We start from the raw sequence: 14719 nt of genomic DNA, 5'->3' as shown, positions 1-14719 counted from the left end.
CCGCGTCAACGTGCCGAAACAGGCACGGAGCAAAACAAAAACGACGTGGGAGGAACGGATGACCAAGGCTGTCATACTGGCGACTATAGCGACAGGCGCGTTGATTGCTGCGTGGGGGCAACCCGCACACGCGCAGCAAACACAATCAAACGAAACTACCGGGATCCAGGACATCATCGTTACGGCTCGCCGGATCGAGGAGAGTCTTCAGACCACGCCGATTGCGGTAACGGCGCTCAGTTCCCAGGCACTGACGACTGCCAAAGTCGAAAACGTCGTGGATCTTCAACGTACGGCGCCCGGCCTGGTGATCGGCCGCGGTTCGGCGGGCGGCGATGGCATCGTGTTCGTGGCCATTCGCGGACAAGGAAACCTTCAACCGATCCTCGCCAACGATCCGGCAGTGGCGACATACGTCGACGGTGTCTACATTCCGCGCCCTTCGACCGGCATGACCGACATCCAGGATGTCGAGCGCCTTGAGGTGCTGCGTGGACCTCAGGGCACGCTCTTCGGGCGGAACACGACCGGCGGGGCTATCAACATCATCACCAAGGATCCAACCGACCAACGCGAAGGCAGATTCAAGGCGGAGTTTGGGAACTACAACAACCTCGGTGTTCAGTCCACGATCAACCTCCCCTTGGCCGAAGGGCTGGCGATCCGCGTCAGCGGCGCGATCAACGATCGCGATGGCTACGGGAACAATCCACTTACAGGTCGGGATTTTGCTGACAACAACAGCAAATTCCTGCGCGGTAAACTCAAGTACATTGGCAATGGCTGGGACGTCACTCTTTCCGGCGACTGGAACCGCCAGCGAAACAGCGGGCAGCAGATTGCTCTTTGGACCTTCAATCCCGCAATTGTCCCTGCTCCCTTTCAACCGGGTCTCACCGCAGGTCTGCTGACCAAGGACAACTGGTGGGACAATACCGCTACCGGTACCTCGGTGCCGGCAGGTATTGGCAGACTCACGCCGCAGGCGCAGGCTCTCTATGGGGTGCAGCCGTTCAACACTCTGGAAGTATACGGTTTTTCCGGCACCGTTAATGTCGAACTGGGCCAACTCAATCTGAAGTCCATTACTGGCTATCGTCATTCGATGAACTACGGCCTGAGCGATACCGATGGTACCGCGGTTCCCTTGCTCGGGACCTTCGCTGGATCGGGGTCCTATTACCTTTCCCAGGAACTCCAGGTTTCGGGTAACGTAACGGACGGGCTCAGCTTCATCGCCGGTGCCTACGCCGGGAAAGAAAGCGGCTACGAGTTCAGTCGATCCCAGATCTTCGGCGGCCTCATTCGCGATTCCAATGCGGACGTTACCAACAAGACGTTCGGCTTGTTTGCGCAAGCCTACCTGGAGCTGACCTCGAGCCTGCGCGCCGTCGGTGGCTTCCGCTACACGTGGGACACCAGGGACAGTGTTTTGCACAATGCCCAGATATATGGCCTGCCCTATGACGTGCCGGTCGCAGGCACGCCCACCGGCATCAATTGCACGGTCACTCCCACCGAACCGGTCACGGCCACGACCTGTAATCAGGACCAGAATGCCAAGTTCCACTATCCTGCATGGAACCTCGGTCTCGACTGGCAGGCAACGGACGATCTCTTCCTGTATGTCGCGACACGCGGCGCGGCGAAGGCCGGCGGCTGGAACCTGCGGGCAGGCGGGCTACCGGCATTCTCGCCGGAAAAAGTGAAGGATGTCGAAGGAGGTCTGAAGGTGGATCTCTTCGATCGGCATCTGCGCTTCAATACGGCGGTCTTCCATACTTGGAAGAGCGACAACCAGGCGATCGTCAACAGCTTCGTTCCCGGGATTGGCGTTACGCAGTATATCCAGAACAACGGCAAGGTGCGGATCTGGGGTGTCGAGGCCGAAGCAACTGCGGTTCCCTGGAAGGGTATGACCGTCAGCCTCAACGGGTCGCTTCAGGACGGCAAGTACGTCAAGGGCACATTTAACGAAATTCAGGTGGTCCCGGGCAGTGGCTGTACCAACGGATCGGGCGTGACAAACGGCTGTGTTGTCGACCTGAGCGGATTGCCGCTGCTGCAGCTGCCCAAGGAGCAGCTCAACGTCAGCGCGACCCAGAAGGTTCCGCTGGGTGCGGGCAGCTTCGCTGTTACGGGCGCCTATTCCTATATTGGGGCTCAGCATTTCGACGCGGTGAGGGCGGCCGATCAGGCATCCGCTGCGACCAAGGCCGCCTACGACACTGAGAACAGCCTCGGACGCGTGCCGGGATATGGTGTCTTCAACGGCCGGATCGCCTACCAGTTCGACAACCCCGACATCGAAATAGCCGTCTACGGACGGAACATCACCAACAACAAGTATCTGCTGCGAAGATTCCCGGATCTCTATCGAACCCTTGGAATTGTCGCAGCCTATGTCGGGCAACCGGCGACCTATGGGGTGGAATTGACGTTCAACTACTGATCGGCCGCGTCGAGGCGAACTATTGAGTAAGCGAGGGGACAACTTGGTCCCCTCGTACACGTCCGGGAGAATTGTGAGAGATGAAACGGCTAGAAAACAAGGTCGCAATTGTGACTGGCGGCGGCGGCGGCATCGGTACGGGTGTTGCGCGGCGGTTCGTTGAGGAAGGCGCGCTGGTCGTCGTCGCAGATGTTTCCGAAGAGGCCGCGGCGCGCACTGCTGCATCTTTGGGAGAAAGGGCGCTCGCCGTACAGTTCGACGCGGCCGCGCCGAAGTCGGTCAAGGCCATGGTCGACAAGACAGTCGCGCACTTTGGCAAGTTGGACATACTTCACAATAATGCGGCCATGACGGATCCGGTCAAAAGCCCGCAGGATACGACCGCAGTCGATATCCCGATCGAGATATGGCGCGAGATCCTCGACATCAATCTCACTGGCTACCTGCTCGGATGCAAATACGCGATTCCGCACATGGTGGCTGGTGGCGGCGGCTCGATCATCAATACCGCCTCGAATTCAGGCTCGGCAGGAGATCTGGCCCGTATCGCCTACGGTTCATCCAAAGCCGGTATCATTGGGCTGACGCGGTACATCGCGACGCAGCACGGACGCGACAACATTCGCTGCAACAGCGTGGCCCCCGGTGTCGTGCTGACCGAAGCGCTGGAAAAGACGGTGCCGGGTCTCAAGGAGATCATCCAGCGGCATATATTGACGCCCAATTTCGGAACACCTGAAGACATCGCTGCGCTTGTGGCGTTCCTGGCGTCCGACGAGGCTCGCTACATTACCGGTGAGAACATCTCCATTTCTGGCGGCGGCCTTGTCCATCAGCCGCATTATGCGGATCTGCTTGCCTTCATGCAGGCAGCGGACTGATCGATGCCCAAAACCCGCATTCGGACCAGGAAGCTTCTACCGGGCAGTCCGATGGAAGTATCTAATAGCCAACCGGCCGCCGGCAACTTTGTAGGTCTCGAGGCTGGTCAATCTGACCGTGCCGCTATCGGTCTGAAGGTGATTGGCGACATAGGCGGCGCCTTCCGTTCCATTGACTATCACATCAAGAAGTTCGGTGGTGCATTTGCCCCCGTATTCCTTCCACATGGCGGCCATCGCGGTGGGGCCGTCGACTGCGGAGGATCCGACATATTCGATCGTGAAACCTTGGGGCCCGAGCGAGCGAAAAAGCGCATCGAGCTCTTCGCGCTTGCCTTCGTTCCACAACCGGTAGTTGTCCCTGATCGCCTGCTCGAGATCCGGAGTGATTGCGTCGCCCATTTTCGTGGCCTCCATTGGCTGCGGATATTCCGCCCCGCCGCATTCGCATCCGTGCAGCGGGCGACGCACCCATCTTTGGCAAGGGTTGCCACTTTCCGTTGAGCTCTGGAGAATACCATGACTTCACTCGCCAAATCCTCGCTCCCCGCCCATGTTCCGGCCGAATTGGCGTTCACGCTGCCTCTCTTTGCGCGCAAGGTCGTCTATGAAAATCCGCAGGAAGTTCTGATCCCGGCAATGCACGCCGAGCTTCCACCCGTCTCTTACGTCACTAACATTTTTCCGGGGGATCAACCCGGCTGGCTGCTGAAAAACGCCGAAGATGTTCAGGCGATGCTCCGCGATCCGGACAACTTTACCAAAAACGGCATGGGAAAATGGGCTCAGAATATTGGTGAAGACTGGCTCGTGATCCCAACGGAGGCCGATCCGCCGATCCATACCCAGTACCGCAAGGCGCTGAACGGCCATTTCGCGCCGCAGAAGATGTTTGCAATGAAGGAACAGGTCCGTGAACGCGCGCGGTCTCTCATCGGCGCCTTGCGAGAGCGGGGACAATGCGACTTCATTGCCGACTTCTCGGAGAAGTTTCCCATCTACATCGTCCTCGACCTTTTGGGCCTGCCGCAGGGACGAATGACCGAGTTCCTGAAATGGGAAAAGGAACTGCTCCATTCCAACGACTGGGAAGTGCGCGGAAATGCCGTGCGAAAGGTAAAGGCCTACCTGCTCGAGGAAATCGCAGCGAGGCGCGAGCAGCCACGCGACGATTACATCACCAAGGTGCTCGACTTCGAAGTAGACGGGCGGCCCTGGAATGATGACGAGGTCTTGGGGCACTGCTTCAATCTCTACATCGGCGGCCTCGATACGGTCACGTCCCTGCTGGGCAACATCTTCAACTATCTGGCATCGCATCCGGAAAAGCAGAACGAACTCCGAGCCGATCCTTCGCTCATCGTTTTGGCTGTTGAGGAGTTCCTGCGCGCCTTCGCACCTGTCACCGTGTTTCGCATCGCGACCAAGGAGATCGAAATTCACGGCCAAAAGATCATGCCTGGAGACTATGTGGCCTTCAGTTCGCCGGTTGTGGGTCGCGATCCGGTATTTTACGATGAACCGCAGGAAATCCGGTTCGACCGCAAGGCGGCGCACATGTCATTGGGAAGCGGCATCCACAAATGCCTGGGCATGCATCTCGCCCGGCTGGAGTTGCAGATAGCAGTGGAGGAGTTTGTGACGACGCTGCCCGAATTCAGAATCAAGGACGGCTTCAAAGTTCCCTATTACGTCGGCAACATCTTGCACGTGCCCGATCTTCATCTTCAATGGGATAGCGCATCGGCCTGACAGCTGAGCGTCCGGGAAGCCTTGTTGGGCCTCCCGGACGCTCAGGAGTATCAGCCATCCAGCCTAATACTCTGCGCGTGCCGATAGCGAATTTTCCAGCCTAGAGCGGTTGATCCGACTGCATCGGATCAACCGCTTTAAACTTCTGGTTTGGCGCGTTTTCCGAGTCATCAGGTGGTTCCACCTGATTAGAAAACGCTCTAGCGACCGATTGGGTAGAACACGGATTTCTGGTTCTGATATTCGTGAAGCCAATCCGGACCATACTCGCGGCCGATACCTGACCTTTTGTAACCCCCGATCGGCGCATAGGTCATCCGCCCGGTCCCGCCATTCAGCATGACGCTGCCTGCGCGAATCTGCATTGCCATCTCATACCCTTTGGCAGCGTCAGCCGTCTCGATGCCGCCGTTGAGACCGTATCTGGAATCGTTGGCGATGCGGATGGCCTCGTCATCACTGTCGAAACCGATCACGCAGCCGACGGGCCCGAAGACTTCCTCCTGCGCGATGTTCATCTGGTTGTCGACATCGTCGAAGATCGTGATCTCCGTAAAATAGCCCTTGTCGAGCCCCGCCGGCCGTCCGCCGCCGTGAACGAGCCTTGCGCCTTGATCGCGGGCCTGGGCGATCATGCGTTCGACCTTGCTACGCTGGCTCTCGCGGATCAGCGGGCCCATCGTCACCGTTGAATCGCTGGGGTCGCCGATCCTGAACTGGCGGGCGACAGCGCAGACGGCCTCGACGAATTTGGCCCGCACACTGTTGTGCACCAGAAGCCGCGTGAGCAGAGCGCATCCTTGTCCAGCATTGACCGACAAGACAGCGGCGGCCATTGCCGCGGTTCGGGCAATATCGGCATCGTGCCTGACGATCAGCGCCGACTTGCCGCCTAGTTCTAGATGAACGCGCTTCAAGGTCGGGGCCGCCTGCGCCATGATCGCAGCGCCCACGGTTTCTGATCCCGTGAAACTGACAAGATCGACGCGCGGGTCGGTAGTCAACAGCGACCCCACGTCTGGTCCGCCGGTAACGATATTCAGCACGCCCTTGGGCAACCCGATTTCTTGCGCGATCTCGCCGAACAGCAGAGCGGAAAAGGGCGTAAATGGGGACGGCTTGAGCACCAGCGTGTTGCCTGCCAGCAAGGCAGGTACGATTTTCGCCAGGTTGAGCAGAAAAGGGAAATTGTAGCCGGTAATCCCTGCAACGACGCCAACCGGTTCGCGGACTACCGTCGTGCCGCCGATTTTCTTTGGGCCCTGGGGATCAAATGGATCGGGAGTCACGTCGATCGGTAACCGGACACTGTCGTCCCGTGCCGAGTGGTTCAGCGCAGCAAGCAGATGGTCGAGCGGGTTGCCGACCTGCATCGTATGGGTGACGCGTTGCGAACAGCCGACCTCTGCCACGATTAGCGTCGCGATCTGGGCTCGCCGACCATCCAATGCGGCATGCATCTTGCGAAGGTATTCCGCGCGCTCGGCCATCGCCATGCGGGGCCATACACCGTTATCGAATGCATCTCGCGCCGCGGCGATGGCTGCGTGTGCCGCGATGCTATCGCCCACGGGTGCCCGGCCGATTACCGCCTCGGTTGCCGGATTGAGGATGTCGTCCCGATCGCCGGCGGCTTCGGCCCAGGCGCCGTCGATGTAAAGACCATCGAAACTGGTGAAGGGAATAGTCAAAGTCCATCATCCTGCTGGGGCCGCAAAATCATTTCCGCGGCGTTGAGAGCGATCGCCATGGCCGGCGCGTTGGTATTGCCCGACACAATGGTCGGCATGATCGATGTGTCCACGACCCGTAGACCGGTGACGCCGCGAACGCGCAGCTGCGGGTCGAGCACCGCACCCGTATCGCTTCCCATCCGGCAGGTCCCGCAGATGTGGAACGATGTGCCGCCAAGCCCGATGGCATTCGCGAGGATGTCCTCGTCGGTTTCGAGGCCCGCCGTGGCGCCGGTTTCCTCGATAATCCAGTCCCGCAAGGCCGGCTGCCGGGCAAGGTTGCGCAGCCACCTGAACAGAGCCAGGAACCGCTCACGATCGTTGGCGCTCGCAAGGTGATTGGCATCGATGGCAGGCGCAGCATCGGGATCTGCCGAGGTAATCCTCACTTCGCCCAGACTGTCGGGCCTCATGTAGTAGGCGATCACCGTCAGGCCGGGGAATGGGTCGAGAACGACCGCGCCCTTTTCATCGGTATGAAACGAATAGAGACCCATGCCCACTTGTGCGTCGGGTCGCTCGAGCTGCGCTTCTGTCTTGATGAAGCCGCCAACTTCGTGCGCCGAATGGGTGAGGGGACCGCTCGAGGCAAACAGGTAGCGAAGGAACGATGCGACCAGACCAGCGCCCGACAGTCGCTGGTTCAGACTTTGGCCGCGAACCCGGAAAGTGAAACCCAGATATCGGTGCTCCTGCAGGTTGGCGCCCACCCCGGGTGCATCGACTACGACCGGAATACCCAGCCCCTCCAACAGGCGGCGTGGGCCGATACCCGAGAGCTGCAGAAGTTTCGGACTCTGGATCGCACCCGCACATACGATTACTTCGCGCCGTGCTTGCACCTCGAAAGTTTGACCGGCCTTGCGCGCGACAATACCGCAGGCCCGTTTGCCTTCGAACAGGATGCGCAGGACATCGGTGCCGGGCGTAACGTCGAGATTGGATCTCCCACGCACGGGTTTCAGAAATGCGCGCGCAGCCGAAAAGCGTTTGCCATTATGCGTCGTGGTCGGCTGATAGCCCATACCGCCGTCGGTGACCGAAGGGATGTCGTTCATGTCTGCGACCCGAGGAATTCCGGCTTGCTCACTGGCCTCCAGGAACGCTTCGCAAAGCGGATCGCCCGCGGGATGAACACTGACTTTCAGTGGACCGCCGGTGCCGCGCCATTCATTGGCACCAAGCGCGTGGTCCTCGAGTTCGACGAAATGCCGGCCCATTTCCGTCCAGCCCCAGCCATGACAGCCCGCCCGTTCCCACGCGTCGTAGTCGGCCGGAGCGCCCCGGACATAGACCATACCGTTGACGGAACTTGAACCGCCAACCGCTCGGCCCTTGAGCCACACTTCGTGTGACGCGTTCCCGCCCGGGGATACTTGATAGTCCCAGACATGCGGGTTTCCCGGGGCAAGCAGTTTGCCGATGCCGCGCGGCATCCTGATCAGAGGACTCTTGTCGTCAGGGCCCGCCTCGACCAGCAGCACCGAAACGTCGGGATCGGCAGACAGCCTGTTTGCCAGAACGCAGCCGGAGGATCCGGCGCCGACAATGATGTAATCATAGATTTTTTGCTGCATGCCGCGGAGTGAACATGCTGGCACGCTACGCCCACCTGTCTGAAGGAAGGTCGGCGCACCTTCTGTCCAAGAAGCTGAACGTTTGCGGGCTAATTTCCTGGCAGTCGCCATATCGGGGCGTCTACATTGGCGTAAGCCGCCTCCCGCCGCCAAAGTGGAGAGGGCTGGGCCGGGCAACATGTTCCAGGCCACGATCCTGCGTTGGCATTCGCGGGAAATCTGACGAAATGGGGTGCACACCGATTCCCTGCGCCGGTGCGCAGGTCACGGTCTGAACGGCCCAAGTGGCTGGTTTAAACCGGCTATCAAACACTGACCGGAATGGCACAATATGCCATTCCGGTTTGCTGCAGTTCGCATGCGTTGCGTCAGCTTGAGGCTGGCTTCGTAACTGGAACGGGTTCCACGCGCCGATAGTGCGTCAAGAACGCACAGCGTCTCTTAGTTCCACTGAAGTTCGAGGCGGGGCACGAAAGTGATATTGCCCACGAAATATTTCGGTTCGAAACCGTCTTTGAATCGAAATTGCGGAATTTCTTTCAGAAACAGTTCCAGGGCAGTCTGCAGTTCGAGCCGGGCGAGATGCATGCCGAGGCACTTGTGGATACCCCCGCCGAGCGCCACATGCGCGGCCTTGCGATCGAAACGGACCTCCGCTGGGTCTTCATGGATCTTCGGATCCTGGTTCACGACGGGCGTGCTGACCGAAACATATTCGCCCGGCATGATCTTCTGCCCGTGAATCTCGATTTCGCGCGAAGCGATACGGAATGCCGTAACCGGCCCGTAGACCCGAAGAAACTCCTCGACCGCCAGGACCATTCGATCCGGATTGTCGCGCAGTTCCTGCTGCTGATCAGGATGGCGTGCGAGATGTGCGAAGATATTGCCCAGCATGGTCGTGACCGTGTCGAGGCCGCCGAGAAAAAGATTGAAGCAATGGCCGAGGACCTCTTCGTTATTCCACTTGCGGCCGTCTTCGGCTTCGAAGTCGAATATCTTGGTGATGTAGTCGTCCTGAGGAGTACGGCGGCGAGCATCGATCTCGGACTGCAGATATGCCACGACCTGGCGCACCGCGTTGCTGCGCACCTGCCAGTCATTGGTGTGCAACATCTCCTTTTCCCAGACCAGGAATTCGGCCATCCGTTCCTGCGGAAGTCCCAGGAGGTCGAGAACGATGAAGATCGGGTAGCGTTCGGAAAATTCGTTCACGAAATCGCAGTGGCCGCGGTCTTTGAATGCCCCGATGAGATCGCTTGCGCGTCGCCGCAGCTCGTCTTTCATCGCGGCCATCTTCTGCGGCGAGAATTGGGGGTTCAGGGCCTTGCGGTAGAAACTGTGCATCGGAGGATCCACCTCCGTGGGCACGACCAACCAGTCTGCGCCGATGCTCTGCGACCATTGGCCCATGCCGTTCTTGGTGAAATTGTCGGGATCGCGCAGCATGGCCATGGTGTCATCATAGCCGGTGAGCAGCCAGCCGGGCTTGTCTCCGGGGAAGATGTTGGTGACATACGTAATGGGTCCCAGGGTGCGGTGCATCTCGGGAATGAGCGTTTCCTGAGGGCACTCCTTCACTTCCTCACGAGCGAAATAGGGCAACCACTTTGCCATCTCGGCCGGTACGTGGGGAGGAATTTCCTGTGTGGGTGCGCTCGCCATCAAATCTTCTCCGAATCCTCTTTGCCCCGCTGGCCAGACCGCTCGCCTGTGCGCTGCCATTCTGGTTTACCGAAGCGTCTAGTCCTGTTTCGCGCTGCGATCAGACGATGGGAAATGCGTCAACGCGTGGCCTGCGCAACCTTCCATAAGATAGGCGCCGGGCCGCCGTTCGCTGCGAACCGGCGCCCTGTCGCGTCGCAGTCACGTCAGAGCGGTTTGGCCGGTTGTTGAGGTAATACCGCTGGCTCGCATTCACAGGGGGCGTCGATGAAAGACATTGGCCGCGCCCCTGGTGGCCGGGAGTACCTGCGCGGCGGCGCCGGACGAAATCTGCGAAAGCATCTCGCTTCACTGCTTCCGGCGCCTTGCGTGTCGGCACTTCGGCTACCCCTATCAGACCGCGCGACGACTATGGCGAATGGGCTGAGCCATATCCGATTGGTCGCCCGCGGCCTGGTTAGGGGCACTCAGGCGCCGATTGGTTGGCCGAGCGGATATTCCAGTCCTGATGTGGAAGCGGCGTTCTCCCGGATCAGTTCTACCATGGGAAGACGGACGCCGAAGCGAGCCGCCTCGGCAATCGCGACCTCCAGATCCTTCACCATGAGCATCTGGAAATATTCGCGTAGCTTCGTCTCGTCGGCATTCCCAGCCGCTTCGGGACGTCTCGCCATGGCAAGGGCGCCCTCAAGCCCGCCGCCGGCGGTCGGGTCGCCTGACAACGCGAGAGTGAGCTGATCGAGGCTGACGCCATAGTTGCGCGCAATAACTGCCCCCTCGTAACCCGCTCTCATGCAGCCGAAGTACGTGGTGTTGCGAGCGATCTTGGCGGCCATGCCGGCTCCCGGGCCGCCCATGTGAAGGACCTGCTGCGCGAATCCGTCGAATACGGGTTTGGCGGCCGCCAGATCACCGTCTTCGCCGCCGGCCATACAAATGAGGCCGTTTTCGGCAGATTTCGGTCCGTTCGTGACCCCGCAGTCGATGAGGATAACGCCGGCATCCTTGCACATCGCCTGCGCTCCGGCGAGATCTGCCATATTGATCGTCGACAACAGAATGACGGTCTGGCCGGGTTTGTTTGCCGCGAGCACTCCGTCCGGTCCGGAGAGGACTGCAAGGGTCTGCTCCCCGTTGAGGACCGCGATCAGCACGCAGTCCGAAGCCTCGGCCAAGGCACGGGGGCTAGAGGAAATTGGAGGTGCACCCTTAACGCGATCCGCGGCTGCCGCCTGAACGTCATAGATTGCTGCAAGCTGGCCGGATCGCTGAAGGCATATGGCGACGCCTCCGCCAATCGATCCCAAACCGATAACGCCGCCGGTCTTCACCACTATTCTCCTGTATCGGAAAAACACTGGTGCTGCCGAGGGGGGCTCGACGCTTCCAGGATAATTCAAAGTCAAAAAGGGGCGGATCGCGTCCGCCCCTTCATGGTTGTTCCGGCTATCAGAACCTGTAGGTCGCCTCGACGCCCCAGGTGCGCGGAGGGCCGAGATAGAGGCTGTTATATGGGGCATTCGGCAAAATGACCGAAACGCCCGCCTGATATTGAACGTCAAACAGGTTCTTGACGTAGAAGCCCAGGTCCAGCCCCGTGCCGGCAATTCCCTTGACGTCGATACGCCCGTTGGCGAGGGAATAGCCCTTCAGCTGGTAGCCTTGCTGGCCGCCGTAGTCGGCCGTCATGTAAAGATCGCCGCTGATGATGACATCTGCATTTGCCGGATGGACTGGCGTAATCCAGCTGGCCGTGACGGTACCGGAGAATGTCGGTGTCAGCCTGTTGATCTGATCTGCGCCGAAGGATCCGACATTTGGTCCGAGTTCGCCATTCGTATTGATGGGAAGCAGCTTTGCCACGTCCGTTTTTGTGATGGCGCCATTAAAGCCCAGAGTCAGGTTGCGATCAGGCGACACACTGGCATCGATTTCCACACCGTAGATGTTGAGATCGGCTGCATTGATGATGATCGAGGAGGGCGGCGCGTCCAGGGTTCCGCGAGGAAACAGGAAGTTGCCGGAATTCGACAGGAACTGCGTGGCGTTGTCGTAGCGCGAATAGAAGGCCGCGACATTGAGCCGTCCTTGTGCACCGGCCACATTGAAGCTCAGTTTCTCGCCGATCTCGACATCGGTTACCCGTTCCTGCTTGATTGTCTGGTACCCACGCAGATCCACGCAGGACATCGAGTACGCCTGGGATGGGCAGGTCACCGGAGGAGATTCGAACAGCGGGAAATTGAGGTTCTTGGGGCGAACGCCGCGGCGGCTCGTGATATAGACCATGAAATCCGGGCTGATCTTGTAGTCAAACCCAACGGTCCATGTCGGATAGTTGTCTTTGACCGATGCCTGTCCGAAACCGTCGCTGAATTCGGTCGGCGTCCCCACCCGATCGGCGATATTCTGCTTGCACTGTGAGAAGTCAACAGATGCGAACGTGGCCGTATTGCCAGGATTGTAGCAGAATTCCGACTTGTCCCAGCTGTAGCGACCGCCGATGTTGAAATTCAGCTTATCCGTGAGCGGAATGCCAAATTGCCCGTATACCGCGAGGCTTTGATTTTTCACATGAGTGGTGGTGGGCGGAACGCGGCCAAGCGACGAGAACACGGTAAACTGGTCGCCGGAGGGGCCGGCCGGGCCATCCACACTGTAGTAGACGCCAAGAATACCGTTCAGTCCGCCCGAACCCTTGTAGATGAACTGGAAGTCGTTGTCGATATAGTCGCGAACATAGCGTTGTTCGGCGTAGTAGGTAATGAAAGGCTGGGTAACAAGGCCGCCCAGGAACGGATTCGCTACGCCTCCCTGATCCAGCACCGGCACGGCAGCAGTGTTGATCGACTGGTCATTCGTATTCTTGCGATAGCCGAAAATGTTCCGGAGAGAGAAGCTGTCGCTCAGCTCAACGTCGGTCGTGTTGACGACCGCGATCGACTTTCGATAAGCCCGGCCTCCGTCGATCCCGCCGTCGAACGCGCCGCGAGGATGCGCCTGCGCGTAAGCCTCGACGAGGCTTGCAAGCTGGACGGCGGTGGCAGCCCGACTGGCGCTACCAAGGAGCGGCAGGAAAACGGCCGACTGGAGCGGCGCGAAATCTGCCTTGTAAAGGTAGAGACCGGATGCCAGTTCGTCGGCCTTGAAATATTCGGCGACCGTCGTGTTCGTGATCCCCTCGGTCGGGGCGATTGTAAGCGACACACGAACGCTGTCGTTCTTGATGTTCTCGAAGCCGGGATAGCTGTTGGCTTTCGGATCCGTAGCGCCCAGGGCCTTCACTTCAGGCAGCGCGAAGAAGTCTGCGTCCAGAGAGCGGATCCTGGGGTCCTGGCGCCGTATCTGGCCGGCAATGCGCAACGCGATCTTTTCCGACACGATCGGGACGTTGACCGCCCCTTCGATCGCCCAGTAGTTCCAGCGGCCATACGTGCCTTTCACGTAGCCTCCGAAATCGTACAGGTCCGGTTGAACGGTATTGACGAGGATCGCGCCGCCGAGCGTCGATTTACCGAACAGAGTGCCCTGCGGTCCCTTGAGAACCTGCACATTCGCGATGTCGTAGGTAGGAATGCTCGACCCAAGGCTGGGAATCGCGATGTTGTTGAAATAGGTTACAACACCTGGGGTCGTAAGACCGACGGGAAGCTGGCCTACGCCGCGCAAGCTCACATTCGTCGTGCTTTTCCCGCCCTCCGAATTGAAGTTCAGGCCGGAGGCGATTGTCCTGACATCCGAGAGTTCCTGTACAGTCGAGCGCTGGAGAGCGCTGCTGTCAAATGCGGCGACCGCAACCGGAACATCCTGCAATCGCTCGGCGGTTCGCCGAGCCGTAACGATAATTTCCCCGGTACTTTGTGCGCCGGCGGTGTTTGCCGGAGCATTGTCTTCTTCCGCCCAGGCCTGGCCCGAACAGATCATCAGGGCGCTCGAGCCGAGCAATACCCTACAAATGCCCTTTTTCATTTCCATCTCCCTGCCGACTCCGATTTTCTTGCAGTCTACTGGTGGTCCGCCGCAGGGCTACCTATCGAAGGGTGGGGCGGTCCTGTTTCCATTTAGGTTGCGCAAGATCTCCGACCTGAAAATACGCAATAGGTGAGGTGTCACTAGACTGCCGCAATGTGTTTGGGAATCCGAAGCGCGGGGCACATTTTCGCTGTTTCCGGCGTGCTAGTCTTTCAGTCGCAAGGCGATCACGGGCCGTGCGTGAGCACGCCGGACAAATGTGTCGAAGCGGTCTCTCTCATACGAATGGTTGAAAACACCTCGGGTGCAATATGGCGGATCGATGCTCCGATGGCATTTAGCAAATGGTCCTTCAGAAGCACCGCCTTCCGCAGGTGAAAGCCGTCTCATCCGGCAAACCCTATCCTCGGGTGGGTGCTCTTCGCATGGGCGCTACTCACGATCCAGGAGAACAAATCCGCGGAGGGGTGATGGGTAGCCAGAGCACGACAATGAAGCTGTGCACTTACATGGGCGCGATTGCAGGAACAATGATGTTCCTGGGAATCTGGCCGGTTGCACACCTCTTTCCGCCGCTCGCGCCTTCAATGCCATATGCTCAAGTAGCCCAATACTATCGCGAGCATTGATCTGCCCCCCGCTGAGTGGCCCAGAGACTATGATAGTTTGGACCACGAAAGGGACGAT

General features: G+C 59.3%; 9 protein-coding genes. 3 read left to right on the top strand and 6 right to left on the bottom strand.

Going from position 1 to position 14719, the window contains the following annotated elements:
* Window positions 1–58: 58 nt before the first annotated feature.
* The gene (locus NTCA1_RS16645) at window positions 59–2452 is read left to right on the top strand and encodes a TonB-dependent receptor (RefSeq protein ID WP_133085091.1); all 2394 of its coding nucleotides are present in this window, start codon (window positions 59–61) and stop codon (window positions 2450–2452) included.
* Window positions 2453–2532: 80 nt separating this feature from the next.
* Window positions 2533–3333 carry an SDR family NAD(P)-dependent oxidoreductase gene (locus NTCA1_RS16640; RefSeq protein ID WP_133085092.1) on the top strand — a complete coding sequence of 267 codons (801 nt, stop codon included), beginning with the start codon at window positions 2533–2535 and terminating at the stop codon, window positions 3331–3333.
* Between the two features lie 36 nt (window positions 3334–3369).
* On the opposite strand, the gene NTCA1_RS16635 is transcribed toward NTCA1_RS16640, so the two are convergent.
* Window positions 3370–3735: a hypothetical protein gene (locus NTCA1_RS16635; RefSeq protein WP_133085093.1), complete on the bottom strand. Its 366-nt coding sequence runs from the start codon at window positions 3733–3735 to the stop codon at window positions 3370–3372.
* Window positions 3736–3852: 117 nt separating this feature from the next.
* Here NTCA1_RS16635 and NTCA1_RS16630 point away from each other — a divergent pair, with 117 nt between their 5' ends.
* Window positions 3853–5085: a cytochrome P450 gene (locus NTCA1_RS16630; protein WP_133085094.1), complete on the top strand. Its 1233-nt coding sequence runs from the start codon at window positions 3853–3855 to the stop codon at window positions 5083–5085.
* Between the two features lie 200 nt (window positions 5086–5285).
* Here NTCA1_RS16630 and NTCA1_RS16625 read toward each other — a convergent pair whose 3' ends face one another.
* The 5 genes from NTCA1_RS16625 to NTCA1_RS16605 form a co-directional block, all read right to left on the bottom strand.
* Window positions 5286–6776 carry an aldehyde dehydrogenase family protein gene (locus NTCA1_RS16625; protein WP_159831187.1) on the bottom strand — a complete coding sequence of 497 codons (1491 nt, stop codon included), beginning with the start codon at window positions 6774–6776 and terminating at the stop codon, window positions 5286–5288.
* Window positions 6773–8395, bottom strand: coding sequence for a GMC family oxidoreductase (locus NTCA1_RS16620; RefSeq protein ID WP_133085096.1), 1623 nt, complete (start codon window positions 8393–8395; stop codon window positions 6773–6775). Before NTCA1_RS16620 ends, NTCA1_RS16625 begins: the two co-directional genes overlap by 4 nt.
* Window positions 8396–8836: 441 nt before the next feature.
* A complete protein-coding gene (locus NTCA1_RS16615) occupies window positions 8837–10060 on the bottom strand; it encodes a cytochrome P450 (protein ID WP_133085097.1) in 1224 nt (407 codons plus the stop codon).
* A gap of 467 nt (window positions 10061–10527) precedes the next feature.
* Window positions 10528–11391, bottom strand: coding sequence for an NAD(P)-dependent oxidoreductase (locus tag NTCA1_RS16610; RefSeq protein ID WP_133085098.1), 864 nt, complete (start codon window positions 11389–11391; stop codon window positions 10528–10530).
* Window positions 11392–11509: 118 nt separating this feature from the next.
* A complete protein-coding gene (locus tag NTCA1_RS16605) occupies window positions 11510–14029 on the bottom strand; it encodes a TonB-dependent receptor (protein ID WP_133085099.1) in 2520 nt (839 codons plus the stop codon).
* Window positions 14030–14719 lie beyond the last annotated feature (690 nt).

Origin of the sequence: Novosphingobium sp. TCA1 (assembly GCF_009811895.1) — a bacterium.
Lineage (GTDB): Bacteria > Pseudomonadota > Alphaproteobacteria > Sphingomonadales > Sphingomonadaceae > Novosphingobium > Novosphingobium panipatense_A.
This window is presented reverse-complemented; position numbering and strand designations above follow the sequence as displayed.

Excerpts from the sequence above, each read along its gene's own strand:
- NTCA1_RS16645 (WP_133085091.1), top strand. The coding sequence starts at position 59 with ATGACCAAGGCTGTCATACTGGCGACTATAGCGACAGGCGCGTTGATT.
- NTCA1_RS16640 (WP_133085092.1), top strand. The coding sequence starts at position 2,533 with ATGAAACGGCTAGAAAACAAGGTCGCAATTGTGACTGGCGGCGGCGGC.
- NTCA1_RS16635 (WP_133085093.1), bottom strand. The coding sequence starts at position 3,735 with ATGGGCGACGCAATCACTCCGGATCTCGAGCAGGCGATCAGGGACAAC.
- NTCA1_RS16630 (WP_133085094.1), top strand. The coding sequence starts at position 3,853 with ATGACTTCACTCGCCAAATCCTCGCTCCCCGCCCATGTTCCGGCCGAA.
- NTCA1_RS16620 (WP_133085096.1), bottom strand. The coding sequence starts at position 8,395 with ATGCAGCAAAAAATCTATGATTACATCATTGTCGGCGCCGGATCCTCC.
- NTCA1_RS16615 (WP_133085097.1), bottom strand. The coding sequence starts at position 10,060 with ATGGCGAGCGCACCCACACAGGAAATTCCTCCCCACGTACCGGCCGAG.
- NTCA1_RS16605 (WP_133085099.1), bottom strand. The coding sequence starts at position 14,029 with ATGAAAAAGGGCATTTGTAGGGTATTGCTCGGCTCGAGCGCCCTGATG.